Below are 24056 nucleotides of genomic sequence, written 5' to 3' on the forward strand. Positions count from 1 at the left end.
CGTCCTCTTCCACGGACGGCGAACATGCCCACACTAGGGTCCGCGCCTCTGCTGATTCCGGGTTTTGCCAGGCGACGTGGATTTGCGGTGCAGGAACCTCGCCGCCAGCAGCACCGGTTCAGGTTCCAGCTCACCTTCCATGACTTCGCAGAGTCGCTGGACCAGCGCGGCGGCTGCAGCAGGAATATCCACGTCGAGGGCGGAAATCGGGGGCTTATGCTGCCGTGAGTGCTCAGAGTCCGAGCCCGTGCACACCAGCAGGTCCCCCGGGATACGGACTCCACGTTCCTGCATTGCCTGGGCTGCGCCGCTGGCGTGCCTACCCGTTAAGCAAAAAACTGCGCCCGGCAGGCCGTCGCCCAAAATCCTGGCGCCCACTTGCCGACCACCCTCCACGCCGTCCCGTTCCGGTACGTGATAAATCCGGGGCTCCTTGCCGGTTTCCAGGCACCAGGCAACGTAGGCGGCCTCGCAATCGAAGTTCCAGGCGTTCCTGTCTGTGCCGCCCACGTAGGCGATGGATCCAGTGCCCGCCGCTGCCAGGTGGTCCAAGACGACTCGTGTGGACGCTGCGTCGTCGTGAGCGACCCAGTTCCGGAACTCGGGGCGGCCCGGATCGCGGTCCCAGGTCACATAGGGAATTCCACGCTTCTCCAGCAAAGCCACCACTGGGTCATCCAGATGCGGGGCGAAAACTATGTAACCGTCCAGGGACATGGAAAACGGAGGAAGCGGTCCACGGCTCAAGTCGGGGACGAGCATCAGGCCCAGATTCCGATTCAGCGTCTCGGCCGCGGCTGCTCCCGCGAGTCTCATGAAGACGTCCACGCCATTGGGACCATAGTTGCCCAAGCTGTCCAAGGAGCGGAACACCAGCCCTATCGCATTCATCTTGGAACTTCGAAGCCCCCGCGCCATGGCGTCTGCAACGTAACCCATCTCCGAGGCGACGGCGCGGACCCGTTCCCGGGTGGCCTCGCTGATGTTGCCCTTGCCATTGAGGGAGTGCGACACCGTGGTAATCGAGACTCCGGCTTTCCGCGCTACGTCCCAGATCGTGGCGCCGTGTTGTAGTTCGCGGGCCATGCGCTCCCCTATTTTCGTCGCCTTGGGATCCCGGGAGTTCCGACTTCCGAAATTAACAATAAATCTCGCGGACCCGCTACACAAAAACGTTTTTCTTCCGTACTTTGAGCGTCACAAGTAATCCACCTCATCCAAGAGCCCACCCGCACTCAAACGGGGATGGCTCCCCAAGGAGACTTATGCAGCTTCACCGCCACACATCCGCCCCGCACGATCCCCGCGAGCGCGGCTTCGACATCGGCCGCATATGGGAGGCACAAACACGCAACACCGCAAAGCTCTACTTTGACTTCTTCGCCACACTTGGCATCGCCCCGCAGAAGATCCGGGACGTTGCGGAGCAGAGCCATGCAGCCCTCCATGCTTGGTGCCCGGCACTGGCCAAGGAAGCCGAGGGCTGGGCCGCCGGCGCAGGAATCAAGACCTGGGAGCTGAGTGTGGTCAACGCACGCACTGAGATTCTTGCGGCAGCACCCCGGAAGGTCGGCTCCCATGAATGCTCGACGGCGGTCTACGCACCAGCCCGGGCTTCGGCGCCGGAAACCATTCAGACCTGGGACTGGCATGACCACCTCGCCCCCGACGGACTCTTGCTCGAGCTAACCCCATCCCCCGGTCGGATCACCAAGACGTTCACGGAGTTCGGGACGCTGGGCAAGATCGGTGTTAACAGTGAGGGCCTCGGCCTGCATTTCAATATCCTTGCCCACTCCACGGATGATGACTCCGCTGGAGTTCCGGTCCACGCAATCGCCCGCCGCATCCTCGATGAGGCCTCGACCATCGACCAAGCCATCGCCATCGCGTCCTCAGCCAGGGTTAGTGCCTCTACGGTCTTCACGGTGTTCACAGCTACCGCCGACACCACCAGCACCCCACGCCGAGCCGCCAGCATCGAGGTCTCTCCGGCCGGCACCGCCGTCGTGGACGCTGGCAGCGACGGCTGGCTGCTCCACACAAACCACTTCCTGGACCCCGTCCTCTCGGAAGAGGACGCAATCGACGACGCCGCGTTGTCGCCGCAGCGCCTGGTTCACCTTGGGCGGGTGAGGACGGAGCTGGCCGGCTTGGGCATCTCGGACCGGGCCAGGCAGTTCTGCTCGTCCGAGGGAGCGTCGTCCGTGGTTTGCTTCCACCCCGATGCCTCGGCACCACTGCACGAGCAGTGGCGGACGCTGCTGACCATCAGCATCGATACCGGAGACTGCTCCCTCAACTACGCAGCTGCCAACCCTGCCGATGCGACACGCGACGGCTTCCAGATCTTCTAACCCAACCCATACAACCCCAACAAAACAACCAACGAAAGGCACTTCCTTGCCGCAATCCCTTCAGCCCAATGTTGCGCTGGAACCACAAGGTCCGTCGTCCAAGCGCCCCGTCTCAGCTGCCCGTACTTTCTTCGTCTCCTGTTTTGGAACCGCATTGGAGTTTTATGACTTCACCATCTACGGATTGGCTGCAGCCTTGGTGTTTCCGCAGCTCTTCTTCCCCAACCTTGATCCTCTGACTGGAACATTGGTGGCCTTCGCTTCCTTCGGTGCCGGCTTCCTGGCCAGGCCCTTGGGTGGCATCGTTCTGGGCCACTTCGGTGACCGTCTTGGTCGGCGCAAGATCCTGATCCTCACGCTCATCCTGATGGGTGGTAGCACCTTTCTGATCGGCTGCCTGCCCAGTGCGGATTCGATCGGCGCCACGGCCCCTATGCTGCTCATCGCATTGCGTCTGGTTCAAGGATTCTCTGCCGGCGGTGAATGGGGAGGCGCTGCCTTGTTGGGAATCGAGGCGGCACCGGCGGGTCGCCGAGGACTGTGGGGAAGCTTCACCAGCATGGGCATCGGGTTGGGCGTGCTGATGGGTTCCGGCGTTTTTACGCTCACTGACGCCATCGCGGGCGGCGAAGTGGCCAGCTTCGCTTGGCGGGTACCCTTCTGGATCGGCGGCCTGCTGGTGCTGGCTGGCCTTATTGCCCGGCTGACCCTCCCCCAGGACGAACGCCCTTCCGGGACCCAGGCACCCCGGATTCCACTGTTGGCAGTCCTCAGGTCGCATCCGCGGCAGATCCTGATGTCGATCGGCGTCAGCTACGGCTACAACACCTTCACTTACATCGCCACAGTGTTCCTCATGTCGTACGTGCTCCAGCGCGGCTATTCCGACAGTGAATCACTTCAGTTCCAGCTGTGGGGTGCCCTGGCCAGCGTCATCTCCGCACCTCTCGCGGCGATTCTTTCCGACAGGATCGGCCGTAAGCCGGTGATGATAGGTGGTTCGGTGATGCTCATCATCTACTTCCTGGCGTTCTTCCCGGCCATCGAGACACACACCGGCTGGCTTGCCCTCCTCATGTTCACGCTGGGCGGCGCGCTGAACACTGTTCCGCAGGGCCCGTTGCCGGCATTCCTTGGAGAACAGTTCCCGGCAGCTTCCCGCTACTCGGCCATTTCGGCCAGCTATCAGATCGGCTCAGCCTTGGGTGGCGGCACGGCAGCCACTGTGGCCACGGCATTGCTGATCGCCACGCATGGCGACCCGATCGGCGTCGTGATTTACACAGTCTCCGCGCTGGCAGTCATGGGACTGTGCTCCTGGGGCCTGCGCGACAACGCGAAACTGACCATGGCTGAGATCGAGACGGCCTAGAAGGTGCGGGCTGCGCCGGCTGGTCCTACTTCAGGAACAGCTGGCGCAACCTCGCGGTGGTCAACATGATCCCGAGCGCGATCATCACAACGTAGTAGCCAACATGGATTGCGGTGGCCGGGCTGAACGAGCCCACGCTGATCTGGCGCAGGAGTTCCACCCCGTGCCACAGCGGCATGGCCTGGATGAACCACTGGATGACCTGCGGGTAGACGCTGAGCGGGTAGAACGTGGCGCTGAACAGGAACATGGGCAGCAGGAAGAAGTTGATCCAGTCCATCTGCTGGAAGGTCTTCATGAAGCTGGTGATGCCCATCCCGAAGCTTGCGAAACCGAACGCGATCAGCACCGAGGCGGGAATAACCAAGATGGCCCACCAACTCGTGAGCAGGCCCATCACCCCCATGACAGCAGTGAATCCGGTGGCGTACAGCAGGCCCCGAAGGAGAGCCAGGAAGATCTCGCCGATCGCCACGTCCAGCGGCCCCAAGGATGTGTAGAGCATCCCCTGATAGAGCTTGGCGAAGTTCATCTTGAAGAAGACGTTCCAGGTGGAGTCGTAAATGGCTCCGTTCATGGCCGAGACCGCCAGGAGTGCCGGCGCAATGTACGCCGCATAGCTGATTTCTTCGCCGCCTGGACCTTGGACTGTGCCCACGATGGAACCCATGCCCACGCCCATGGCCAGCAGGAACAGAACAGGCTCGAAGAAACCGGACACCATCACCAGCCACGTGCTGCTCTTGGCAGCCATCAGCCCACGGCCCACCACTGCCTTGGCGTTGCGGGAGTACAGCGAACCGAACTTGCGCTCACGGGCAAGATCCGTGGCGCTGTGGCCACCTGTCAGGACACTCACGAGCCCATCCTTTTCACGAACTGGCGGCGGACAAGTATCCAGCCAACAGTGGCGGTCACCAGCAGGAACACCACGTGGGTGATGGTCAGCAACGGGTTCTGGTCCATCCCGTAGGTGAAGACCCGGCCCAACTCAGTACCGTGCCACACGGGAGAGATCCAACCGATCCAACGAACTGCGATCGGCAGCGAATCCAGCGGGAAGAACGTCCCGGAGAACAGGAAGAGCGGCATGACGATGAACCGCTGCACCAGCGCGAACTGACCCTTGTCCTGCTTAATGCTGGCGGCATAGGCCATCAGCGGCAAGCCGAAAGAGAGCGCCGCAACGGTAGCCACGATCGCCGAAACCCAACCCCAGGGGTTCGGCGAAGCACCAAACATGGCCACCACCACAAAATAGACCACCGACTGCAGCAGGAAGCGCAGGGAACTGGCCATGATGTGGCCACTGGCGATCTGCTGTGGAATCAGGGGCGAGGCGTGCGGGCCATAAAACACGCGGCGCCATTTGAAGCCGTCCATGATGGGGTACGAAAATTCCCCCGACGCCGTCATCACCGCGGCGGAGACCAACAACGCAGGAGCCACGAACTCCAAGTAGCTGACGCCTCCGAAGGCAGCCTCGCTGTTGGCATCCACCAAGCTGGCGAGCCCCACTCCCATGGCGAAAAGATACGCCACGGGCTGCCCCACGCTGTACAGGATCACGGACCAGCCGTAGTTCCGCATGACGCGGAGCACTTGCTCGGCGTAGAAGAAGGAACCCCAGCGTCGCGCCCTGGCAGCCGAAACCTCAGGTGAGTGGGCACGCAACGGCTGCTCCGCCGTCGTGATTAATTTGTTCGCCGAGTCAGTCAACGGTTCCTCAGTCAACGAGACTCCTACCGGTAAGCCGCAGGAAGACGTCCTCCAGCGACGAGCGACGCACCAGTGAGGTCATGGGGTGCAGCCCGCGGGCAGTGACCTGCTCCAGCGCGGCCTCGCCGTCGTGTGCGTAGATGAGCACGCGGTCCGGCAGCGTTTCCAGCCGCTCGCCAATGCCTTGAAGTTCGACGCCGATGGTCGCGTTCCGCTCGGACCCGAACCTGAGCTCCAGTACTTCGCGCGATGAATGCTCGCGAATCAGGGCCGCCGGAGATCCTTCCGCCATAATCTTGCCCTTGTCCACCACGATCAGACGGTCGCAGAGTTGCTCGGCCTCGTCCATGTAATGGGTGGTGAGGATGAGGGTGACGCCGCTTTCCTTGAGCCGAAACAGGCGGTCCCAGAGAATGTGGCGCGCCTGCGGATCCAGGCCTGTAGTGGGTTCGTCGAGGAGCAGGATCCGGGGCTCATTGATGAGCGACCGCGCTATTGTGAGCCGTCGCTTCATGCCGCCGGAGAGCGCATCCACCTTGGAATTGGCTTTGTCGGTCAGCTGCGCGAATTCCAGCAGCTCGTCGGCTTTCGGGCGCAGATAGCTCAAGGGCAGGCCGAAATAGCGCCCATAGACGATCAGGTTCTCGCGAACCTTGAGTTCTTCATCCAGGTTGTCCTGCTGCGGGACGACACCAAGATGCGCCCTGACCTCCGGACCGTGCGACTCGGGGTCCAAGCCCATTATGCTCAGCGTGCCCGAGGTGCGTTGGGAGACGCCACCGATCATCTTCATGGTGGTGGATTTGCCGGCACCATTGGGGCCCAGCAGCCCGAAGGACTCCCCCGCCGGTACGTCGAAGGAGATGTTGTCCACGGCGGTGAGATCACCATAGGCCTTGGTGAGGTTCCGCGCGCTGATGACGGATGGTGGGTTCATGTCGAAGCCGGATTGCGACGATTCTGACTGTGTTGGTGACGGTGTCGGAGAGCGGATTGCTTCATTGTGCACCCTCAGCAGACTAGTAGCGCCCACTGAGATGTGAAAGGGCTCTTGCAGATAATCTTGCGAGAGCCCTTTCGATTCACTAGGTTTCGGTTACGCGACCGGCTGCGAGCGCAGCACCTCCAGCCGCTGCCGGAACTCGGTCTCGTCAATCTCGCCGCGGGCATACCGCTCACGGAGTACTCCCTCGGCGCCTTGCGTCGCGGCCCACTGATGGTTCCGGCGCCACGTCCGGCGCGCGACGAAGATGATCAGCCCGATCACGAGGATCCAGAACAAGGGGAACAGCAGGAAGAACGGCCAGGGAGTTCCGTCTCCCCACGAACCGTGCATGGCGACGGCGGCCGGCACTTGTACCAGGGCTCCCCCGAGGGTTGTGGTCTCCCCAACGATTGAAGTGATTGCGGTGAACATGTCAGTGATCCAAACTCTCTGCGCCGGTGCCCGGCGTGAACCGTCTTTCGGCTCTGCTTCGAGTCTGCCGATCCTCGGCCGGTGAGGCATCCGCCGTCGGGAGTCACCTTGGGAAGCGCCGCTACTCTTGGCGGAGTCGCCTTGGGAGCGTCAACTGCTCCACCCCGGGCGAACCAGGCCGGAGTCGTAGGCGAGGACCACCAGTTGTGAGCGGTCGCGGACCATGAGTTTGGTCATGATGCGTGAAACGTGGGTCTTCGCCGTGAGGGGTGTGATGAAAAGCCGTTCAGCGATCTCAGCGTTGTTGAGCCCCTCGCCCACCAGGGCCAGGACTTCCCGTTCGCGTTCCGTGACGTGTTTCAGCGGGATCACTTTGGCTGCAGCCCTGCTCTGCGATGCCAACTGGGCCATGATCCGCCGGGTCACTGACGGCGAAAGCAACGCATCACCGTCGTGGACCACCCGGACAGCGCGGATGAGCTCCGCGGGCTCGGTGTCTTTGACGAGGAACCCTGCTGCACCGGCCCGGACGGCTTCGGCAATGTACTCGTCGAGTTCGAAGGTGGTGAGGATGATGATGCGCGTCCCAGTCAGGTTCGGGTCGCTGAGGATCTTGCGGCTGGCGGTCAGGCCGTCGTCGTGCGGCATGCGGATGTCCATGAGGATGACGTCCGGCTTGTCCCGCGCAGCCAAGCTCACAGCATCCCGGCCGGTGCCGGCTTCTCCCACCACTTCCATGTCCGGCTCGGCGTCCAGGAGTGCGCGAAAGCCTGCCCGGATAAGGGTTTGGTCGTCAGCAAGGAGGATGCGGATCACTGGAGGTTTCCTTCTGCTGATGGTTGGCTGGGCAGGATCGCTTCGACCCGGAGGCCGGGGTCGAGTTCGTGTATTGAGAGCGTCCCGCCCAAGGCGGCTGCCCTCTCCCGCATTCCCGTGAGTCCATTGCCCGGGAGCGCGCCACGCATGCCGGCGCCGTCGTCGTCTACGGTCACGGTCAGCAGTCCGGCGGAGTCGATGACCCGTACGACGGCGGATTGGGCACCTGAGTGCCGCCCGACGTTAGTGAGGGCTTCCTGGATCATCCGGTAGGCGGCTTCCTGTTGGGCCTCTCCGACCGCTTGGTGGTTCGAGTGGTCCTCAAGGGCCACCCGCAACCCGCTCAGCTCCGCGTTCTTCACAAGCTCGGGGATTCTGGCCAGGGTAGGTCTGGCTGCCGGTGCCAGGGGAACGTCCTCGCGCAGCACGCCGAGGAGTTGCCGGACCTCCGTGAGCGATTCCTTGCTGGCAGCCTTGATGGCTTCGAGGGCGGGCCTTAGCTTTTCCGGATCATCGGCACCAACATGCAGCGCCACAGAGGCCTGCACGTTGATCATGGACAGGGAATGCGCCACGACGTCGTGGATGTCCCTGGCTAAAGTAAGCCTGTATTCATCGCGCTCGGCCTTCTGCGCTTCCTCGCGGCGCCGCCGGTATTCCGCCAAACGTTCGCTCCGGCGTCGGATTCCCTGCCCGATCAGCACCAGAATGGCTGCCCACGCTACGCCTGCGGAAGCACGCACGGGCCAAGTGGCGTCGCCGCTCATGGCCGCTCCTGTGATCACCGAGGTCGCTGCAATCCCCGCACCTGCCCAAGCCTGCCATCGCAGGCCTGCAGCTGCGGTCAACACGATGGCCACCGCCAGCGAGACCACGATCGGACCCCAGGCGTAGCCCAATGCCAGATACGTGCCGGTAGCAAGGAGGGCGACGGGGAGCATCATCTGCGGGGCGCGTTTCCGGAACGCCAGCCCGGCGGGCCCGGCCAGGAGCAAAAAGATTGCCAGTGCGTCCAAGGGACGTGCCGCGTCCTGGTGGCTCGCGGAAGCCAGTGTCCCCACCATCTGAATCACAGCGACAGTGATGACGATGAAACTCGTGGGCGGACGGGCGAATCGGCGCTGGCCCGGAATTCGCTGGGACCCCGGGTGCCGCTGTGATTCAGGGAAACGGGGCTGCATACACAGAGCCTAGCTTTGGTCCCCGGGTAAGTCGTCGGGTTAACGGAGCAGGGTGCCTACTCCCGGAGGAGTAGGCGAGGCCATTTCGAGGGTTCCCTGCCGAAGATGCCGTGCGCACGGCATCTTCGGCAGCTTAGCCCCGTAATGGCCCTTGCCGTGAGTCGCAGGAACCTAGGCGATGCCCGCCTGGCGCTCCGCACTCTCCACAACGTTCGCGAGCAGCATGGCACGGGTCATCGGACCCACGCCGCCGGGGTTCGGGGATAGCCAGGCGGCGACGTCGGCAGCTGCCGGGTCCACGTCTCCGGTAACGACCGCCTTGCCGTTGCCGTCGTCCACACGGCTGACGCCGACGTCGAGCACTATGGCGCCGGGCTTGAGGTCTTCGGCCTTGATCATGTGCGGTACGCCGGCAGCGGCAATCACGACGTCGGCCTGTTTGAGTTCCGCGGGCAGGTCCACCGTTCCGGTGTGGGCCAGGATGACCGTGGCGTTGACTTCCTTGCGGGTCAGCAGGAGGCCGATGGGGCGGCCGATGGTGACGCCGCGGCCAACAACCAGGACACGCTTGCCCTTGAGTTCAATGTTGTGACGACGGAGCAACTCCACACAGCCCTTGGGCGTGCAGGGCAGCGGGGACTTCATTTCGCCGTTGACGTTGGCCACCAAGCGGCCAAGGTTCATGGGGTGCAGGCCGTCCGCGTCCTTGTCAGGGTCCATGGCTTCCAGGATGACGTCCTGGTCGATGTGCTTGGGCAGCGGAAGCTGGACGATGTAGCCGGTGCATTCCGGGTTGTCGTTGAGCTCGCGGACAACTTCCAGGAGGTCTTCCTGTGAGATGTCTTCGGGGAGGTCGCGGCGGATGGACTGGATGCCAACCTCGGCGCAGTCCTTGTGCTTGCCGCCAACGTACCAAGTGCTGCCGGGGTCGGAACCCACCAGGATGGTGCCCAGGCCGGGGACGATGCCCCTTGCTGCGAGGACGGAAACGCGTTCGGTCAGTTCTGCCTTGATGGCTGCGGCGGTGGCCTTGCCGTCAAGGATCTGTGCGGTGGACTGTGTCATTCCATCTGCTCTTTCTGGTGGGTGACCTGTGTGAGGAAGCCTCTTAGGAGGCCCATGCCAACGGGACCCGCCGCCGTAGGTGTGGCGGCGGATCCCGTCGGCTCCGGTTCAATGCCCGGGTAGTGCGTTACCTATCCGCGGGGACGCGGATTTACCACTGCTCGTGCTGCGGGTACAGCGGGAAGTCAGCGGCCAGCTTGTCGACGCGTGCCTGGAGGCTTTCGACGTCGGCGGCGGAGCCTGCCTTCAGCGCGGTGGCGATGATCTCGGCAACCTCGGTGAACTCGGTGGCACCGAAGCCGCGGGTAGCCAGGGCAGGCGTACCGATGCGGAGGCCGGAGGTGACCATCGGCGGGCGGGGGTCGAACGGAACAGCGTTGCGGTTCACGGTGATGCCCACGGAGTGCAGGAGGTCCTCGGCCTGCTGGCCGTCCAGCTGCGAGTTACGCAGGTCAACCAGGACCAGGTGAACGTCGGTGCCGCCGGTGAGGACCGAGACGCCGGCTTCGGCGACGTCGGACTGGTTCAGCCGGTCAGCAATGATCTTGGCACCCTCGAGGACGCGCTCCTGGCGCTCCTTGAACTCTTCGCTGCCGGCGATCTTGAAGGCAACGGCCTTGGCTGCGATGACGTGCATGAGCGGGCCGCCCTGCTGGCCGGGGAAGACGTTGGAGTTGAGCTTCTTGGCCCACTCCTGCTTGGCCAGGATCACACCGGAACGCGGACCTGCGAGGGTCTTGTGAACCGTGGAGGTGACGACGTCGGAGTGAGGGACCGGGCTCGGGTGCAGGCCTGCTGCAACAAGGCCGGCGAAGTGTGCCATGTCCGTCCAGAGGAGGGCGCCAACTTCGTCGGCGATGGAGCGGAAGGCAGCGAAGTCGAGGTGGCGCGGGTACGCGGACCAGCCGGCGATGATGACCTGCGGCTTCTCGGCGATGGCCTGCTCGCGCAGCTTCTCCATGTCGATGCGGAAGTTGTCTTCTTCAACCTGGTAGGCAGCTACGTTGTAGAGCTTGCCGGAGAAGTTGAGCTTCATGCCGTGGGTCAGGTGTCCACCGTGTGCCAAGGACAGGCCAAGGATCTTGTCGCCCGGGGTGATCATGGCGGACAGTGCTGCAGCGTTTGCCTGTGCACCGGAGTGCGGCTGGACGTTGGCGTACTCGGCGCCGAAGAGTTCCTTGACGCGGTCGATGGCGAGTTGCTCGGCGACGTCGACGTATTCACAACCGCCGTAGTAGCGGCGGCCCGGGTAGCCCTCGGCGTACTTGTTGGTCAGGACGGAGCCCTGGGCTTCCATGACGGCGCGGGGGGCGAAGTTTTCGGACGCAATCATTTCCAGGGTGCCGCGCTGGCGGCCGAGTTCCTGGTTAAGGACTGCTGCGATCTCGGGATCGAGATCGGCGAGCGACTGGTTGCTGACAGACGCGGAAGTGGTTGTGGTAGTCACGGAAATCTCCTGGCTAGGCAACGGGTGGTGCTACAGGTCAGGCTACCGGCAGCAGCATTCCCGCGTCCCCTTTTTGACGGAGGGATCGGTCACGTGCGTGCAGCGGTAAGACATGACCCTCGGCCCAGGCGTACGATCCGTGGTCTTCATGATTGCCGCTCCCTGGTGGTAGTCCACCCAACGCCAGTTGCGACCCATTAACAGTACAACAAGGCAGCACAGGTAGGCTTGATCGTGTGACTGACTCCACCGCTTTCGTAGTAACACTCTCCTGCCCCGACCGCCCCGGCATCGTGCATGCGGTAGCTGGCGCCCTCCTTGAGGCCGGCTGCAATATCGCCGACTCCCAGCAATACGGAAGCCCCAGCACAGGCAACTTCTTCATGCGCGTGGAGGCAACGACGTCGTCCCCCCAGGACGAACTGGCCACTGCCCTGCGGCCTGTAGCCGAATCGTTCGGCATGACCTGGCAGATCAACCCTGTTGGCGAAAAGGTCCGCACCATCATCCTGTGCTCCAAGGACGCGCACTGCCTTAATGACCTCCTGTTCCAGCAGCGCACCGGCACCTTGCCCATTGACGTTCCGGCCATCGTGTCCAACCACCGTGACCTCGAAGAACTGGCCAATTTCTATGGCATCCCGTTCCACCACATCCCAGTCACGCCTGAGACCAAGTCCCAAGCCGAGGCGCAGCTGCTGAAGCTGATTGCCGAGCACGACGTGGAACTCACTGTCCTGGCCCGTTACATGCAGGTCCTCTCCAACGATCTGTGCACGGAGTTGAACGGCAAGGCCATCAACATCCACCACTCGTTCCTTCCCTCGTTCAAGGGTGCCAAGCCGTATCACCAGGCCCACGCCCGTGGGGTGAAGATCATCGGCGCCACGGCACACTACGTGACTGCGGACCTCGACGAGGGCCCGATCATCGAGCAGGAAGTCATCCGCGTTGACCACGCACGCACGGCTGCCCAGTTCGTCCAGATGGGCCGCGACGTCGAAGGCCGCACCCTGGCCCAGGCGGTCCAGTGGCACGCCGAACACCGGGTGCTCCTGGACGGCACCCGCACCGTGGTGTTCAACTGACGCCACTCCTATGCTGGGGGTATGCGGGGCATCCCTGACGCCGACCACGAGGCTGACCTGGCTGTCTTTTACGACCGCCAAGCACCGGTGCGGAACACCCGCGCGCTGACACCGCACCGGGTTGAATGCCGGGAATGGTTCATCCGGCTGTTGAAGTCCGAACACCGTCATTCGTTGTTTGAACTGGGTTGTGGCACTGGGGTTGAGGGCGTGGAATTTGTCCGCGCCGGGTTGCACTACACCGGAGTGGACCTGTCCTCGGAGAGCGTTCACTTGGCGCGCTCCGCCGGGCTTGATGCCACTGTTGCCAGCGGTCGCAGCTTGCCCTTTCCGGATGCCGTCTTTTCGACTGCCTGGACCATGAGCACTCTTCTGCACGTCCCCAACAGCGGAATTCACGACGTCGTCCGCGAACTTGTGCGGGTCACCGCACCTGGTGCGCCAATCGCCGTCGGGCTCTGGTCAGGTGAGGACGATGAAGTCCTGAACCCGGAAGATCTCGAGGAACCGCGGCGGTTCTTCAGCCGTCGCAGCGACGAAACCGTCCAGCGTATTTTTGGCGAGCACGGCTCGGTGGAGCATTTCCGGACGTGGCCGGAGGGCGTGGGGGTAGAGTCCGGGCCGGGCGCAGGAAACTGGTCCCAGCACTACCAATTCCTGATCCTCCGCACCCCTTCCCCCGCACCCGCACCCAACTAGGTCGCAGTTCAGGTCGTTCCCAGCGCTGAGAACGACCTGAACTGCGACCTACTTGGGAACTAAGCTGGGCTCATGGCTCCCTCTTACACTTTCGCCGGGGACACCCCGGCCATCCATGAAACCGCCTTCGTGGCACCCACGGCTTCCGTTATTGGCAAGGCCACGTTGGCCGAGGACTCCAGCGCTTTCTACGGCGTCTCCGTCCGGGCAGATACGGCGGCCATCAGCGTCGGCGCAGGGTCCAACCTCCAGGACAACGTAGTCCTCCACGCCGACCCCGGTTTCCCCTGCACAGTGGGCGAGCGCGTCTCCGTGGGGCACAGCGCCGTGGTCCATGGATGCACTGTGGAGGACGACTGCCTCATCGGTATGAGCGCGACCATCCTCAATGGCGCGGTGATCGGCACCGGCTCGCTCATCGCTGCCGGCGCAGTCGTGTTGGAAGGTACCGTCATTCCCCCGCGTTCCTTGGTTGCCGGCGTGCCCGCCAAGGTCCGCCGTGAACTCACCGACGAAGAGTTCGACGGCGTCAAGCACAACGCCGCCCACTATAAGGAACTCGCTGCGGCGCACAGGGAAATGCACGCTTAAACGCCGAATGCGAGGCCCGCTTTGTGCCCTAACCCGAAGGTTTAGGGCGCAGAGCGGGCCTCGCAACGTAAGGAGACTAGTCCAGGGAGATCGGGCCGAGCTCGTCCAGGAGGTCACCCGGTCCGGGGTTCCCGGCAGCCGACGAACCGCCCAGGTGATTTACTACTCCCCACACGGCATTCAGGCCCGTAGTTACAGCACCCTCAGCCCAGCCGGCGGTGAAGGACACGTCGTCACCGGCGAGGAAGATGCCGCGCTGGTGCTCCGGCAACTGATCCTGCTTGAAGTGGGTGAACAGGCGCTGCTGGTACCGGTAGTGGCCCGGCAGGTTGGCTTTGAACGCGCCCATGAAGTTGGGATCCGCTTCCCAGGACACCGTGATCGGCTGCCCCACGATGTGGCTCGCAATGTCAACGCCCGGGTAGATCTGTTCCAAGGAGTGCAGCATGAGCTTCACGCGCTCCTCTGCAGTGAGTGCAAGCCATTTCAGGGCGTCGTCGTTCCACGTGTAGGACAGGAGCATGACAGCGGGCTTATCGGGACCGTCGTCGAGCAAGTACGTGGCCCGGTTAAGGCGGTCGGTGAGGGTCATGGAAAGGACTTCACGTCCGGTCTCGGGATCGATGTCCTTCCAGAACGGGCGGTCCACCATCACGAACGTCTTGGACGACTGCATGTAGTGCGAACGCTCAATAGCGGTCCACAGCTCGGCCGGGAACAGGGCTTCCTCAGTGTGGATGCGTGTGGACAGCAGCCAGGACTGGCAGGTGGTCACCACGGCCTGGTAGGTGGCTTCGCGTCCCCAGTTCTCGCGGACCAGGAGGTCGCCGTTCTCTACCCGGCGGATGTTGTCCACGGCTCCGCGGGGCGAGCCGGAATGCAGCGACGCCAGTGAGGTGCCCTCCGGCCAGTACTTCAGGTCCGACGGCGCGTGGTTCCAGAGTGCCTCGGGGAGCCTTTGTGCTCCTCCCGCAATGGAGCGGTGCTGGTCGTCGGCGTCGGTGTAGACCACGCGGAGGATTTCGAGGATGGAGTTGGGGAAGTCGGTGTCCCAACCGCCCGTACCGAAACCTACCTGGCCGAATGCCTCGCGGTGTGCAAAGCCGGCCTCTTTGAAGGACTTGCTGGCGGCGATGAAGCCGTAGAAGGTTTGTTCGTCCAACTCCGGGAGGAGCGCGTTCCAGAGTTCTTTGATCCGTTTGGTGTCGCGGGCCTTGATGGCTTCCTGCATCTCAGCAAAGGCCGCGCCATCGTTGACTGCTGCTTTCCAAGCGTCGGCTACTTCGAGGAAGAACTCCGGCAGCTCGTCTGCAGTGGTGGCGTAGTGCTTCTTGCCCGCGAGCTCGATCACTGTGGAGGAAGTTGCCGGCGCCATGGGGTTAGGGAAATCGTTGGTATCCAGGCCCAGCAGGTCCACGTAGTGGTAGAACGCTTTGCCGGAGACCGGGAAACGCATGCCGCCAAGGTCCGCCACGACGCCGGGAGCAGACGGGAAGCTCGCAGTCCGGAGTCGTCCACCAATCTGGTCGGCCTCGTAGATGACCGGCTTGAGGCCAAGCTTCATCAGCTCATAGGCCGTGACCAGCCCGGACAGGCCTGCACCGATGATGGCTACTTCCGTGCCGTAGAGCGCTTCCGGGATTGAGCCGAGCCCATCAGGGTGCGCCAGGTAGTGGTCGTAGCTGAACGGGAAGTCCGGGTTCAGCATGGTGATAGGTGCTCCAGCGGCTGCGGCGGGCGCCCCTGGTTCCTCGATGACGGGGAGTTCTGTGGCGATGGTCATGAATTTGCTGCTTTCACAGATTCCGGGCTCACGGCCCTGGTGGTTAGTTCACGGTAGTCCTGCTCGCTGAGCGCGGCTACCTTGGAGTTCCGGCGTCCGTAGCCGAAGTAGATGGCGACGCCTACCAGCATCCAGATACCGAAGGTGATCCAGGTGTCGGCTCCCAGGTTGAGCATCAAGTAGGCGCACATCAGGGTGCCCAGGATCGGTGTAATGGGGTACAGCGGGACCCGGAAGCTGCGCTCAAGGTCGGGGCGGTTGCGTCGCAGGTAGATGACGGCCACGTTGACCAGCGCGAAGGCAAAGAGGGTTCCGATGCTGGTGGCATCCGCCAGGGCACCGAGCGGGACCAAGCCCGCAGTGAGGGCGACGGCGGTACCTATGATCAGCGTCCCAGCCACCGGAGTGCCGGTACGGCGGGAAACGCGGCCGAAGATTTTGGGAACCATGCCGTCGCGGGACATGGAGAGCATGATGCGGGTTTGGCCGTAGAGCACGGTCAGAACGATGCTTGCGATGGCTAGTACAGCACCCACCGAGAAGACCAGGGCGATCCATGGCTGGCCGGTGATCTCGTGCAGGATCTGAACCAGTGCAGCTTCTGTGCCGTCGAACCAACCCCACGGGCGGGCGCCGATGGCTGCAACGGCAACCAGAACGTAGATGGTGGTGACGATGACCATGGAGAGCATGATGGCCCGGGGAAGGTCGCGCTTGGGGTTCCTGGCTTCCTCGCCGGCGGTGGAAGCGGCGTCAAAGCCGATGTAGGAGAAGAAGACGCTGGATGCGGCAGCGGAAACACCGGCGGCACCCATGGGCAGCAGGGGCTCGAAGTTACCGGCGTTGAAAGCGGTGAAGGCTACTGCGCAGAAGAAGATCAGGATGCCTACTTTGATCACGACGATCGCCGTGTTGATCCAGGCACTCTCGCGGGCACCCCGGACCAGCAGGAGCATAGCCAGGATCACGATCACCATGGCGGGCACGTTCACCAGCCCGCCGTCCCCCGGCGGCTGGCTCATCGCGTCCGGCAGGAACTGGCCAAACGCGGCGAGTGTCTCGTTCACGTACTGGCCGGCGCCCACAGCAACGGCTGCCACGGAGACCGCGTACTCCAGCACCAAGCACCAACCACAAATCCAGGCCATGCCCTCGCCCATGGTGGCGTAGGAGTAGGAATAGCTGGAGCCTGCCACAGGGACAAGCCCAGCCATTTCGGCATAGGACACTGCCGAAAGCAGCGCGGCGAGGCCGGCAATGACGAAGGAGATCCAGATGGCCGGACCGGCCAGCGGCACTGATTCGCCGAGGATCACCAGGATGCCGGTGCCGAGCGTAGCTCCGACGCTGATCATGGTGAGTTGGAAGACGCCAAAGCTGCGGACCAGCGGCGTTCCGCCTTCGCCGCTACCGGCTTCGCTGACCATCTGGCCAATTGGCTTACGGCGCAGGAGTTGCGCGCCGAGGCTCGGCCTGGCGACGCTAGCCGCGGCCGGGTTTTTGGTGTTCACAGGCACAGTCACCCTTGACGTCCCTTCAAAGTAGTTTCGATTTCCCCTCCACAAGACTGGCATGTGAGCCACCTCTCACCGCGGTGCAAAATGACCTATAGTGTTCAACCATGAGACGTAATGCACACTATCAAGAGGCTGCCGCCGCAGCCCTTTCCGGGCAGGTCAACGTGGATCTGTCCGCCATTTCAGACAATGTCAAAGCCCTGAAGAAGCGCACCGAGGCGCCACACTTCATGGCTGTAGTCAAGGGCAACGCCTACGGTCATGGCCTGGTGGAAGTTGCCCGGACAGCAGTGGAAGCTGGTGCAGATTGGCTCGGCACGGCACAGCTCAGCGAAGCAATCACACTCCGTCAAGCGGGCATCACTGTTCCCATGCTTTCTTGGCTATATCTGGCATCCCAGACAAGTGCGACCATCCTGGAGGCACTGGAAAACGACATTGATGTGTCCCTCGGAAGCGTCAGCCAACTGGAGGTGCTGGCAGGGATCGCCAAGCGCCTTGGGCGTCCCGCCGTCGTGCATCTGGAACTGGACAGCGGCCTCAGCCGAGGTGGAGCACGCAAGGAAGACTGGGCCGAACTTGTGGCGCAGGCACGATCAGCTGAACTCGATGGGACCCTGCTGGTACGAGGCCTCTGGACTCATCTGGCCTGGGCCGATGTCCCGGCCCACCCTGGTAACGTCACCGCCGTCGCGGAGTTCGAAGAAGCAGTCCAGCAAGCGCACGAGGCAGGACTGGAGCCGGAACTCAGGCATGTTTCCAGTTCGGCGAACATCCTGGACCGGCCCGAATTCCACTTCGACATGGTCCGCGCAGGGCTGGCCATCTACGGGCTCGCCCCGGCCGATCACCTGAACCCGGCTGACTTCGGCCTGCGTCCGGCCCTCAGCGTGACTGCTCCGCTGGTCATGGTCAAAAAGGTCCCCGCAGGCACGGGCGTCAGTTATGAACACCAGGCCATCACCTACGAGCCGCGCTACCTCGGGCTCATCCCGCTCGGCTACGCGGACGGCATCCCCAAGGGCATCAGCGGCCGCTCCGTAGTAAACATCGCCGGCCGCACAGTGCCGGTGATCGGCAAGGTCTGCATGGACCAGTTCATGGTTGACCTCGGTCCGGACGCTTCGGGAATCGACGTCGGGGACACCGCAGTGCTGTTCGGTGACCCGGCCTGCGGGGCGGCGAGCGCCGACGACTGGGGTGCCGCGATCGGAAGCCACGGCGACGAGATCATCAACAGGATCGCCCCGCGCCTGCCGCGCGCCTATGCAAGCGGCGCCAACCAGCACACCGCTTACGAGTGCCCCGACTACCAGGAGCCGGCCGCCGCCGGGCAGGGCAATGTCGCCTGAGCCCGCCACCGCCCGCCTGAGTTTTGTCACGCTCGAACAGTTCCTGGAGCAGCTGCCGCCGGAGTTGAAAATGCTTCACGACGGCGGCAGCGGCGCCTCGCTGTTGCGGTGGGTGGAACCCAGTGAGCTCGAAGACCCCACGCCGTACCTGCCGGAGGGCGAGTTCCTCCTCACCGCCGGGTTGCCTTTCCTTGGGAAGGGCGGCTCGGCGGCCAAGGTTGACGCCTACGTCCGGCGTCTCGTGGATGCCAAAGTTGCGGCGCTCGGTTTCGGCATCAGGCCCTATTTCGACGCCGTCCCGGACGTCCTGCTGGACGCTTGCCGCACGCATAACCTCACCTTGTTCGAGGTACCGGAGTCTGTGCCTTTCGCGGCGATCGGCCTGGAGTTCTCCCAGCTCCTGGAGACTGACAACGCGAGGGTCTTCCGGCAACTGGCAGACACCAACCGCCAACTCATGCGGGCGGTCCTCTCCCCCCGGCCGGAGCATGAACTGTTGGCCGCCCTGGTGCAGAGGGTTCCCGTGTGGGCTGTTCTGGTCGGCGCTGACGGACGGGTCCGCGCCAGGGGGCACAGCGGTGGCGGCAGCAGCGGCGTCGAGCATTCCTTGCTGGCACCGCTACTTGAGCGGTTGCTGTCCGGCAGCGGTCCGCGTGTGGAGATGGACGGTTTCGACCAGCCAGGTTCAGCGCTGGTGTTCGGGCACCCGTTGCGCAGCACCAAGGACGCCAACCTTGGCGCTTTGATCCTCGGTTCGGATGCGCCCCTGACACCTGCGCAAAACAACGTGGTGCAGTCGGCCGTGGGCTTGCTGGAGTTGTTGGTGAGGCAGCGGACCAGTGGCTCGTTGGCTCCGAGCCAGCTGGCTACGGCTGTTTTATTGCACCCGGATTCGCTGGCCTCCGGCGGCACCAAACATGTCAACGGGCTCAAGGACCTGCTGGCGCAGAGCTTGTCCTCCACCCGTTCGGCGCAGATGCGGGTGGTGCAGGGCATCCGGGTGGACGGTGCGGCAGACGACGGTCCGGTGCGGGAACTACTGCAGTGGCGGAGGCTGTTCGATACCAAACTGGTGGAAATTACCGAGTATGGTTTCGCAGCGATTACGCGTTTGAGGGTGGATGACTCTTTGCTTGCCGACGTGGAGAAGCTGGGCTGGCGGCTGGTCATCGGGGAACCGACCGAGCTCCTTGGACTCCAAGCGGCCTACCAACGTGCAAGCTCCCTCCGCGGCCGCGTTCTTTCCACCGGGAAAAGCACCCGTGTTGATGAGGTCACATGGTCTGTCACAGGACTGCTGGGCCGCGAAGCCGGGACCATGCTGGCCGAACGACTCCTTGCCCCCGTGCTCGCGCTTGAACCGGACCGTCGGGACCCGCTTCTTGCTGTCTTGCGCGGTTGGCTTAGCGAAAATGGCAGTTGGGACGGCTCGGCCAAGCTGCTGGGGCTGCACCGAAACAGCGTTCGGCGGCAGATCGGTGTGCTCGGCGATCTGTTGGACATGGACCTCAACCAGGCGCAGGTTCGGGCCGAGTTGTGGTTTGCGTTGCAGTACGGGGATGAGCTGGTGGCTCGTCTTTCCACTGATGGGACGGGCGACTAGCCGCGGTTGTCCCACTCCTCGTAGAGTTCCGGCCGGCGTTCGCGCAGGTACGGGACTTCTTCGCGTGCCGCTTTTACTGACTCCGTGCCGACCTCCGCGAACAACAAAGCGGCGGACTCCCCCGCAGCGGCAAGCAACGATCCGTCCGGTCCGGCAACAACGCTGCCGCCCAGGAAGTTGTAGATGTCCTCGTGCCCACTGTGGTTGGCGTAGGCCACGTTGAGTTGGCTCTCCAACGCGCGGGCACGGATCAGGACCTGCGGCACGTTGTCGAAACCAGCCGAAAGGGCTGTTGGCACGAGGAGGAGTTCAGCGCCTCGTGTGGCCGCTGCCCGCACGGATTCCGGGAACTCGACGTCGTAGCAGATCACCATCGATGTGCGGATTCCGTTGAAGTCCACGACGGCGGGAGGTTCTTGGGCGCCGACGAACGCTTTGTGCTCCTCCGGACCGAAGAGGTGCACCTTGGCGTAGTTGAGGACCTCTTTGCCTTTGGCGTCCAGGAGGGTGGCGGTGATGTGCCAGGTCCCTTCGCTGCCAGCGGCCGGTGCCGGAAGGCTGTAGACCAAGCCAATACCGTTGGTGCGGGCGATCCCGGCCAGCCGTTCACGGATGGCCGGGAGCGTTGACGGGTCCAGTTCAGCGTGGAGGCGTAAGGGTGCGTAGCCCACGGGGAAGAGCTCCGGCGTGAGGAGCAACCCGGCCCCGGCTTGGGCGGCGCGCTGCGCGGCGTCGTCGATTGTGCGCAGGTTCGCCTCAACGTCCATGACGGAAGCGTTCGCCTGCAGGACTGAGAGCAGCATCATTACCACCTTGGTTTCTTCTGTTCCCGAGGCCCCCTACACGGGTCCGGGACGTTTCTTGCTTCCAGCGTAGGCGCGGGACTTGGTCAGCGGGTGAGGCAATTGGACCCGCACGCGTTCGGATCGGGACGCAATGCACGCAACTCTCCTGTTGCGCGGCCCGCTCTGCAGGCAAACACCGGTTCATAGTGCGCATAGTGGGCCTCACAAAGGGTGGTATCCCATGTTCTTGCGTTGGAGTATGTCGGGCAGGGAAGACTCGCTGTGTTCACTTCTTGACTACAAGGTTGCTTCTGGGGCAGTCTTCTTGTCATGCCCGCTACGCAGCGCTCAACGAAGAGCCAACCAAGAAAACCCGGCTCGCAGTCCGCGCTCCGCCACCTCAACCAGCAGCGCATCATCGAATGTTTGCTGAGCGGGCCGTCTACCCAGGCGGAGCTTTCCCGGCAGACCGGACTTTCCACGGCCACCATCTCCAACATCGTGAAAATCATGCAGGACGCCGGGTTGGTTTCCACCGAGCCGACCACCAGCTCCGGGCGCCGGGCAACCAACGTAAGACTCAACAGCAACGGTGCTGTGGCCGTCGGAATCGACTTCGGGCGCCGGCACCTGCGGGTGGTGTTGGCTTCGCTCGGCTACCACGTGATCGCAGAGGATTACATTGAGCTGCCGCTGGGCCACCGAGCGGAAGAGGGCATCGCCGCGGCAGTTCCACTCCTTGACAAGCTGCTGCGTGCAAATGGCATAGACCGCACCGCGGTGGTGGGGGCGGGTGCAGGTATTCCGGGGCCCATCGACCGCCGCACAGGAACGGTTGCCCAAGGCGCCATCCTCCCCGAATGGGTGGGAATCGACATTCTTCATCGCTTGGAGGAGGCGCTCAACTGCCCAGTCTTTGTTGACAACGACGCCAATCTTGGCGCCTTGTCCGAGGTGACATGGGGACCGCATAGCGGGGTCTCAAATCTCATGTTCCTCAAGATCGGCTCCGGCATCGGTGCCGGGCTGATTCTCAACGGCCTCCCCTACTACGGAAACGTGGGCATCACCGGTGAAATTGGCCATGCAACCATCCATGAACACGGTTTGATATGCCGCTGCGGCAACCGCGGATGCCTGGAAACAATAGCCTCAACCACCACCATGATCGAGTTGTTGGGTCGCGGGCAGGAGAAGCTGCTTACCCCGCAGGACATCGTCCGCAACTGCCTGGCGGGAGACTCCGCAACCCAGCGAGTGGTTGACGATGCCGGCTTGGCAGTGGGCCGGGCCCTGGGCAACGTTTCCAACTTGATCAACCCTGAAGTGATTGTTGTCGGCGGACCCTTGGCAGGCCTCGGCGACCTGCTTCTGGACCCCATTCGCCGAGGTCTGGTCCGGCATGCCGTGCCCGTGGTGGGCGAAACGACCCACCTGGCAATGTCCTCCTTGGGAGCGAGGGCAGAGGCCCTTGGAGCGGCGGCCTTAGTGTTCCAACACGCAGGAATTACCGGCAGGTAACAAAATCGTTAGCAGGCTCTTGCGTTCAAGTCTTGACGACAAGGCCCGTGATCCCGTTTACTTTTTCATCAGACAGCTCCGACGTTTGCGGAGCCGACAACGAAGTCATGCATTGGAGGCGTAAGGGCTGATGACAACCCTCGACACGCAAGGTGAACCCATCCTTTTGGAAATGCGGTCCATCACCAAGGAATTTCCCGGAGTGAAGGCCTTGTCGAATGTGAGCCTGCGCGTAAAGGCTGGCGAAATCCACGCGATTTGTGGTGAGAACGGCGCTGGAAAATCCACCTTGATGAAGGTCCTTTCCGGCGTCTACCCCTACGGCAGCTACACGGGCGACATCGTGTACCAGGCCGAAACCCAGCAATTCAGGGACATCCGGGCAAGTGAAGCTGCCGGCATCGTGATCATCCACCAGGAACTGGCGTTGATCCCGGAGCTATCCATCACGGAGAACATCTTCCTCGGCAACGAACCTACCAAGTGGGGTGTCATCGACTGGGCAGAAGCGCGCAAACGTTCCTTGGAACTGCTGGCCCGAGTCGGGCTTCGTGAGGACCCTGACACGCCCGTCAAGGAAATCGGCGTCGGCAAGCAGCAGTTGGTGGAAATCGCCAAGGCACTGAACAAGTCCGTCCGCCTGCTGATCCTGGATGAACCCACGGCGGCGCTGAACGAATCCGACTCGCAACACCTGCTGGACCTGATCATTGGCCTGAAGGCCAAAGGCGTCACCTCGATCATCATTTCGCACAAGCTCAACGAGATCGAACAGATCGCTGACGAGATCACCATCATCCGCGATGGAAAGTCCATTGAAACGCTGAACGTCAAGCGCGACGGCGTGGACGAGGACCGCATCATCAAGGGCATGGTGGGACGCTCGCTTGAGTCCCGCTTTCCTGAGCACACACCGCAGATTGGCGACGTGTTCTTCGAGGTGAAGGACTGGACCGTGGCACACCCCCAGGTGCCCGACCGGCTGGTATGCAAGAACTCCTGCTTCACGGTTCGCCGCGGCGAAATCGTTGGCTTTGCCGGACTGATGGGTGCCGGGCGCACCGAACTGGCACGCAGCTTGTTTGGCCGCTCCTACGGCACATACATCTCCGGCCGGGTCTACAAGGATGGCAAAGAGGTGACCCTACGCAGTGTCCCCCAAGCCATCGACGCCGGCCTGGCCTACGTCACCGAAGACCGAAAGTCCCTCGGCCTCAACCTCCTGGACGACATCAAGACCACCACTGTGGCTGCCAACCTCAAAGCCATTACCCGCGGCCTGGTAGTGGACGACCGCGAGGAATACAGGGTTGCTGAGCAATACCGCAAGGATCTACGCACCAAGGCGCCCACGGTCAACGAAGGTGTTGCCAAGCTTTCCGGCGGCAACCAGCAGAAAGTTGTGCTGGCCAAGTGGATGTTCACTGATCCGGATTTGCTCATCCTTGATGAACCCACCCGAGGCATCGACGTCGGAGCGAAGTACGAGATTTACGGCATCATCCAGCAACTGGCCAGCCAAGGGAAGGGCGTCATCGTCATTTCCAGTGAGCTGCCGGAACTGCTGGGCCTGTCCGACCGGATTTACACCATCTTCGAAGGTTCCATCACCGGAGTCCTGGACAAAGACCAGGCCGACCAGGAAAGCCTCATGAAGCTCATGACGCAGCCCGCGAGGCCACAGGCTTCCGTAGCTTGAGCCCGCGCTCGTATCAGCTCCGCAGAAACTCACAGACAAGCAGG

Annotated in this window: 21 protein-coding genes and 1 riboswitch; of the genes, 9 read left to right on the forward strand and 12 right to left on the reverse strand. The window is 62.9% G+C overall.

Features of this window, described 5'->3' with window-relative positions:
- Positions 1–33: 33 nt before the first annotated feature.
- Positions 34–1086: a LacI family DNA-binding transcriptional regulator gene (locus tag M1D89_RS17060; RefSeq protein WP_498645276.1), complete on the reverse strand. Its 1053-nt coding sequence runs from the start codon at positions 1084–1086 to the stop codon at positions 34–36.
- A 179-nt stretch (positions 1087–1265) separates the two neighbouring features.
- Between M1D89_RS17060 and M1D89_RS17065 the strand changes: the two genes are divergently transcribed.
- Positions 1266–2357, forward strand: a complete 1092-nt coding sequence (locus M1D89_RS17065) for a C45 family autoproteolytic acyltransferase/hydrolase (protein ID WP_498645278.1) — start codon at positions 1266–1268, stop codon at positions 2355–2357.
- A gap of 46 nt (positions 2358–2403) precedes the next feature.
- The gene (locus M1D89_RS17070) at positions 2404–3729 is read left to right on the forward strand and encodes an MFS transporter (RefSeq protein WP_498645280.1); all 1326 of its coding nucleotides are present in this window, start codon (positions 2404–2406) and stop codon (positions 3727–3729) included.
- A gap of 25 nt (positions 3730–3754) precedes the next feature.
- On the opposite strand, the gene M1D89_RS17075 is transcribed toward M1D89_RS17070, so the two are convergent.
- From M1D89_RS17075 to glyA, 8 genes are all read right to left on the reverse strand, one after another.
- On the reverse strand, positions 3755–4588 hold the full coding sequence (locus M1D89_RS17075) for an ABC transporter permease (protein ID WP_026542871.1): 834 nt from the start codon (positions 4586–4588) through the stop codon (positions 3755–3757).
- On the reverse strand, positions 4585–5424 hold the full coding sequence (locus tag M1D89_RS17080) for an ABC transporter permease (RefSeq protein ID WP_498650980.1): 840 nt from the start codon (positions 5422–5424) through the stop codon (positions 4585–4587). The genes M1D89_RS17075 and M1D89_RS17080 overlap by 4 nt, the downstream gene beginning before the upstream one ends.
- Before the next feature lie 31 nt (positions 5425–5455).
- Positions 5456–6385: an ABC transporter ATP-binding protein gene (locus M1D89_RS17085; RefSeq protein WP_498645282.1), complete on the reverse strand. Its 930-nt coding sequence runs from the start codon at positions 6383–6385 to the stop codon at positions 5456–5458.
- 159 nt (positions 6386–6544) lie between these two features.
- Positions 6545–6865 (reverse strand): SHOCT domain-containing protein, encoded by a 321-nt coding sequence (locus M1D89_RS17090; protein WP_498645284.1) that lies wholly within the window; start codon positions 6863–6865, stop codon positions 6545–6547.
- A 150-nt stretch (positions 6866–7015) separates the two neighbouring features.
- Positions 7016–7681: a response regulator transcription factor gene (locus tag M1D89_RS17095; RefSeq protein ID WP_498645286.1), complete on the reverse strand. Its 666-nt coding sequence runs from the start codon at positions 7679–7681 to the stop codon at positions 7016–7018.
- Complete coding sequence (locus tag M1D89_RS17100) at positions 7678–8862, reverse strand: sensor histidine kinase (RefSeq protein ID WP_498645288.1); 1185 nt, start codon at positions 8860–8862, stop codon at positions 7678–7680. Before M1D89_RS17100 ends, M1D89_RS17095 begins: the two co-directional genes overlap by 4 nt.
- A gap of 171 nt (positions 8863–9033) precedes the next feature.
- Positions 9034–9927: a bifunctional methylenetetrahydrofolate dehydrogenase/methenyltetrahydrofolate cyclohydrolase gene (locus M1D89_RS17105; protein WP_498645290.1), complete on the reverse strand. Its 894-nt coding sequence runs from the start codon at positions 9925–9927 to the stop codon at positions 9034–9036.
- Between the two features lie 151 nt (positions 9928–10078).
- Positions 10079–11374 (reverse strand): serine hydroxymethyltransferase, encoded by a 1296-nt coding sequence (gene glyA / locus M1D89_RS17110; RefSeq protein ID WP_498645291.1) that lies wholly within the window; start codon positions 11372–11374, stop codon positions 10079–10081.
- 115 nt (positions 11375–11489) lie between these two features.
- Positions 11490–11575, reverse strand: a riboswitch (ZMP/ZTP riboswitch).
- A 35-nt stretch (positions 11576–11610) separates the two neighbouring features.
- On the opposite strand from glyA, the gene purU reads away from it, so the two are divergent.
- The 3 genes from purU (at position 11611) to M1D89_RS17125 (ending at position 13752) form a co-directional block, all read left to right on the forward strand.
- Positions 11611–12462, forward strand: coding sequence for a formyltetrahydrofolate deformylase (gene purU / locus M1D89_RS17115; protein WP_498645293.1), 852 nt, complete (start codon positions 11611–11613; stop codon positions 12460–12462).
- A gap of 21 nt (positions 12463–12483) precedes the next feature.
- Positions 12484–13161, forward strand: coding sequence for a class I SAM-dependent methyltransferase (locus M1D89_RS17120; RefSeq protein ID WP_498645295.1), 678 nt, complete (start codon positions 12484–12486; stop codon positions 13159–13161).
- A 72-nt stretch (positions 13162–13233) separates the two neighbouring features.
- On the forward strand, positions 13234–13752 hold the full coding sequence (locus M1D89_RS17125) for a gamma carbonic anhydrase family protein (protein WP_498645297.1): 519 nt from the start codon (positions 13234–13236) through the stop codon (positions 13750–13752).
- A gap of 76 nt (positions 13753–13828) precedes the next feature.
- Here the strand turns inward: M1D89_RS17125 and M1D89_RS17130 are convergent, their stop codons facing one another.
- Complete coding sequence (locus tag M1D89_RS17130) at positions 13829–15535, reverse strand: flavin monoamine oxidase family protein (RefSeq protein ID WP_498645299.1); 1707 nt, start codon at positions 15533–15535, stop codon at positions 13829–13831.
- Positions 15532–16962: an amino acid permease gene (locus M1D89_RS17135; RefSeq protein ID WP_402938464.1), complete on the reverse strand. Its 1431-nt coding sequence runs from the start codon at positions 16960–16962 to the stop codon at positions 15532–15534. Before M1D89_RS17135 ends, M1D89_RS17130 begins: the two co-directional genes overlap by 4 nt.
- Positions 16963–17156: 194 nt before the next feature.
- On the opposite strand from M1D89_RS17135, the gene alr reads away from it, so the two are divergent.
- A complete protein-coding gene (gene alr, locus M1D89_RS17140) occupies positions 17157–18404 on the forward strand; it encodes an alanine racemase (RefSeq protein WP_498645301.1) in 1248 nt (415 codons plus the stop codon).
- Positions 18394–20007, forward strand: coding sequence for a PucR family transcriptional regulator (locus M1D89_RS17145; RefSeq protein WP_498645302.1), 1614 nt, complete (start codon positions 18394–18396; stop codon positions 20005–20007). The genes alr and M1D89_RS17145 overlap by 11 nt, the downstream gene beginning before the upstream one ends.
- On the opposite strand, the gene M1D89_RS17150 is transcribed toward M1D89_RS17145, so the two are convergent.
- Positions 20004–20813, reverse strand: a complete 810-nt coding sequence (locus M1D89_RS17150) for a carbon-nitrogen hydrolase family protein (protein WP_498645305.1) — start codon at positions 20811–20813, stop codon at positions 20004–20006. The two genes, M1D89_RS17145 and M1D89_RS17150, sit on opposite strands and share 4 nt — an antisense overlap.
- Positions 20814–21122: 309 nt before the next feature.
- Here M1D89_RS17150 and M1D89_RS17155 point away from each other — a divergent pair, with 309 nt between their 5' ends.
- Positions 21123–22313: an ROK family transcriptional regulator gene (locus M1D89_RS17155; protein WP_498645307.1), complete on the forward strand. Its 1191-nt coding sequence runs from the start codon at positions 21123–21125 to the stop codon at positions 22311–22313.
- 130 nt (positions 22314–22443) lie between these two features.
- The gene (mmsA, locus tag M1D89_RS17160) at positions 22444–24012 is read left to right on the forward strand and encodes a multiple monosaccharide ABC transporter ATP-binding protein (RefSeq protein WP_498645310.1); all 1569 of its coding nucleotides are present in this window, start codon (positions 22444–22446) and stop codon (positions 24010–24012) included.
- Positions 24013–24056: the final 44 nt, after the last annotated feature.

This window comes from Arthrobacter sp. D3-18, from assembly GCF_054408525.1.

Bases quoted from the DNA above. Each gene is read 5' to 3' on its own strand.
- M1D89_RS17060 (WP_498645276.1), bottom strand. From the start codon at position 1,086: ATGGCCCGCGAACTACAACACGGCGCCACGATCTGGGACGTAGCGCGG.
- M1D89_RS17065 (WP_498645278.1), top strand. From the start codon at position 1,266: ATGCAGCTTCACCGCCACACATCCGCCCCGCACGATCCCCGCGAGCGC.
- M1D89_RS17085 (WP_498645282.1), bottom strand. From the start codon at position 6,385: ATGAACCCACCATCCGTCATCAGCGCGCGGAACCTCACCAAGGCCTAT.
- M1D89_RS17090 (WP_498645284.1), bottom strand. From the start codon at position 6,865: ATGTTCACCGCAATCACTTCAATCGTTGGGGAGACCACAACCCTCGGG.
- M1D89_RS17100 (WP_498645288.1), bottom strand. From the start codon at position 8,862: ATGCAGCCCCGTTTCCCTGAATCACAGCGGCACCCGGGGTCCCAGCGA.
- M1D89_RS17105 (WP_498645290.1), bottom strand. From the start codon at position 9,927: ATGACACAGTCCACCGCACAGATCCTTGACGGCAAGGCCACCGCCGCA.
- M1D89_RS17120 (WP_498645295.1), top strand. From the start codon at position 12,484: ATGCGGGGCATCCCTGACGCCGACCACGAGGCTGACCTGGCTGTCTTT.
- M1D89_RS17125 (WP_498645297.1), top strand. From the start codon at position 13,234: ATGGCTCCCTCTTACACTTTCGCCGGGGACACCCCGGCCATCCATGAA.
- M1D89_RS17130 (WP_498645299.1), bottom strand. From the start codon at position 15,535: ATGACCATCGCCACAGAACTCCCCGTCATCGAGGAACCAGGGGCGCCC.
- M1D89_RS17135 (WP_402938464.1), bottom strand. From the start codon at position 16,962: ATGGTCAGCGAAGCCGGTAGCGGCGAAGGCGGAACGCCGCTGGTCCGC.
- alr (WP_498645301.1), top strand. From the start codon at position 17,157: ATGAGACGTAATGCACACTATCAAGAGGCTGCCGCCGCAGCCCTTTCC.
- M1D89_RS17145 (WP_498645302.1), top strand. From the start codon at position 18,394: ATGTCGCCTGAGCCCGCCACCGCCCGCCTGAGTTTTGTCACGCTCGAA.
- M1D89_RS17150 (WP_498645305.1), bottom strand. From the start codon at position 20,813: ATGATGCTGCTCTCAGTCCTGCAGGCGAACGCTTCCGTCATGGACGTT.
- M1D89_RS17155 (WP_498645307.1), top strand. From the start codon at position 21,123: ATGCCCGCTACGCAGCGCTCAACGAAGAGCCAACCAAGAAAACCCGGC.
- mmsA (WP_498645310.1), top strand. From the start codon at position 22,444: ATGACAACCCTCGACACGCAAGGTGAACCCATCCTTTTGGAAATGCGG.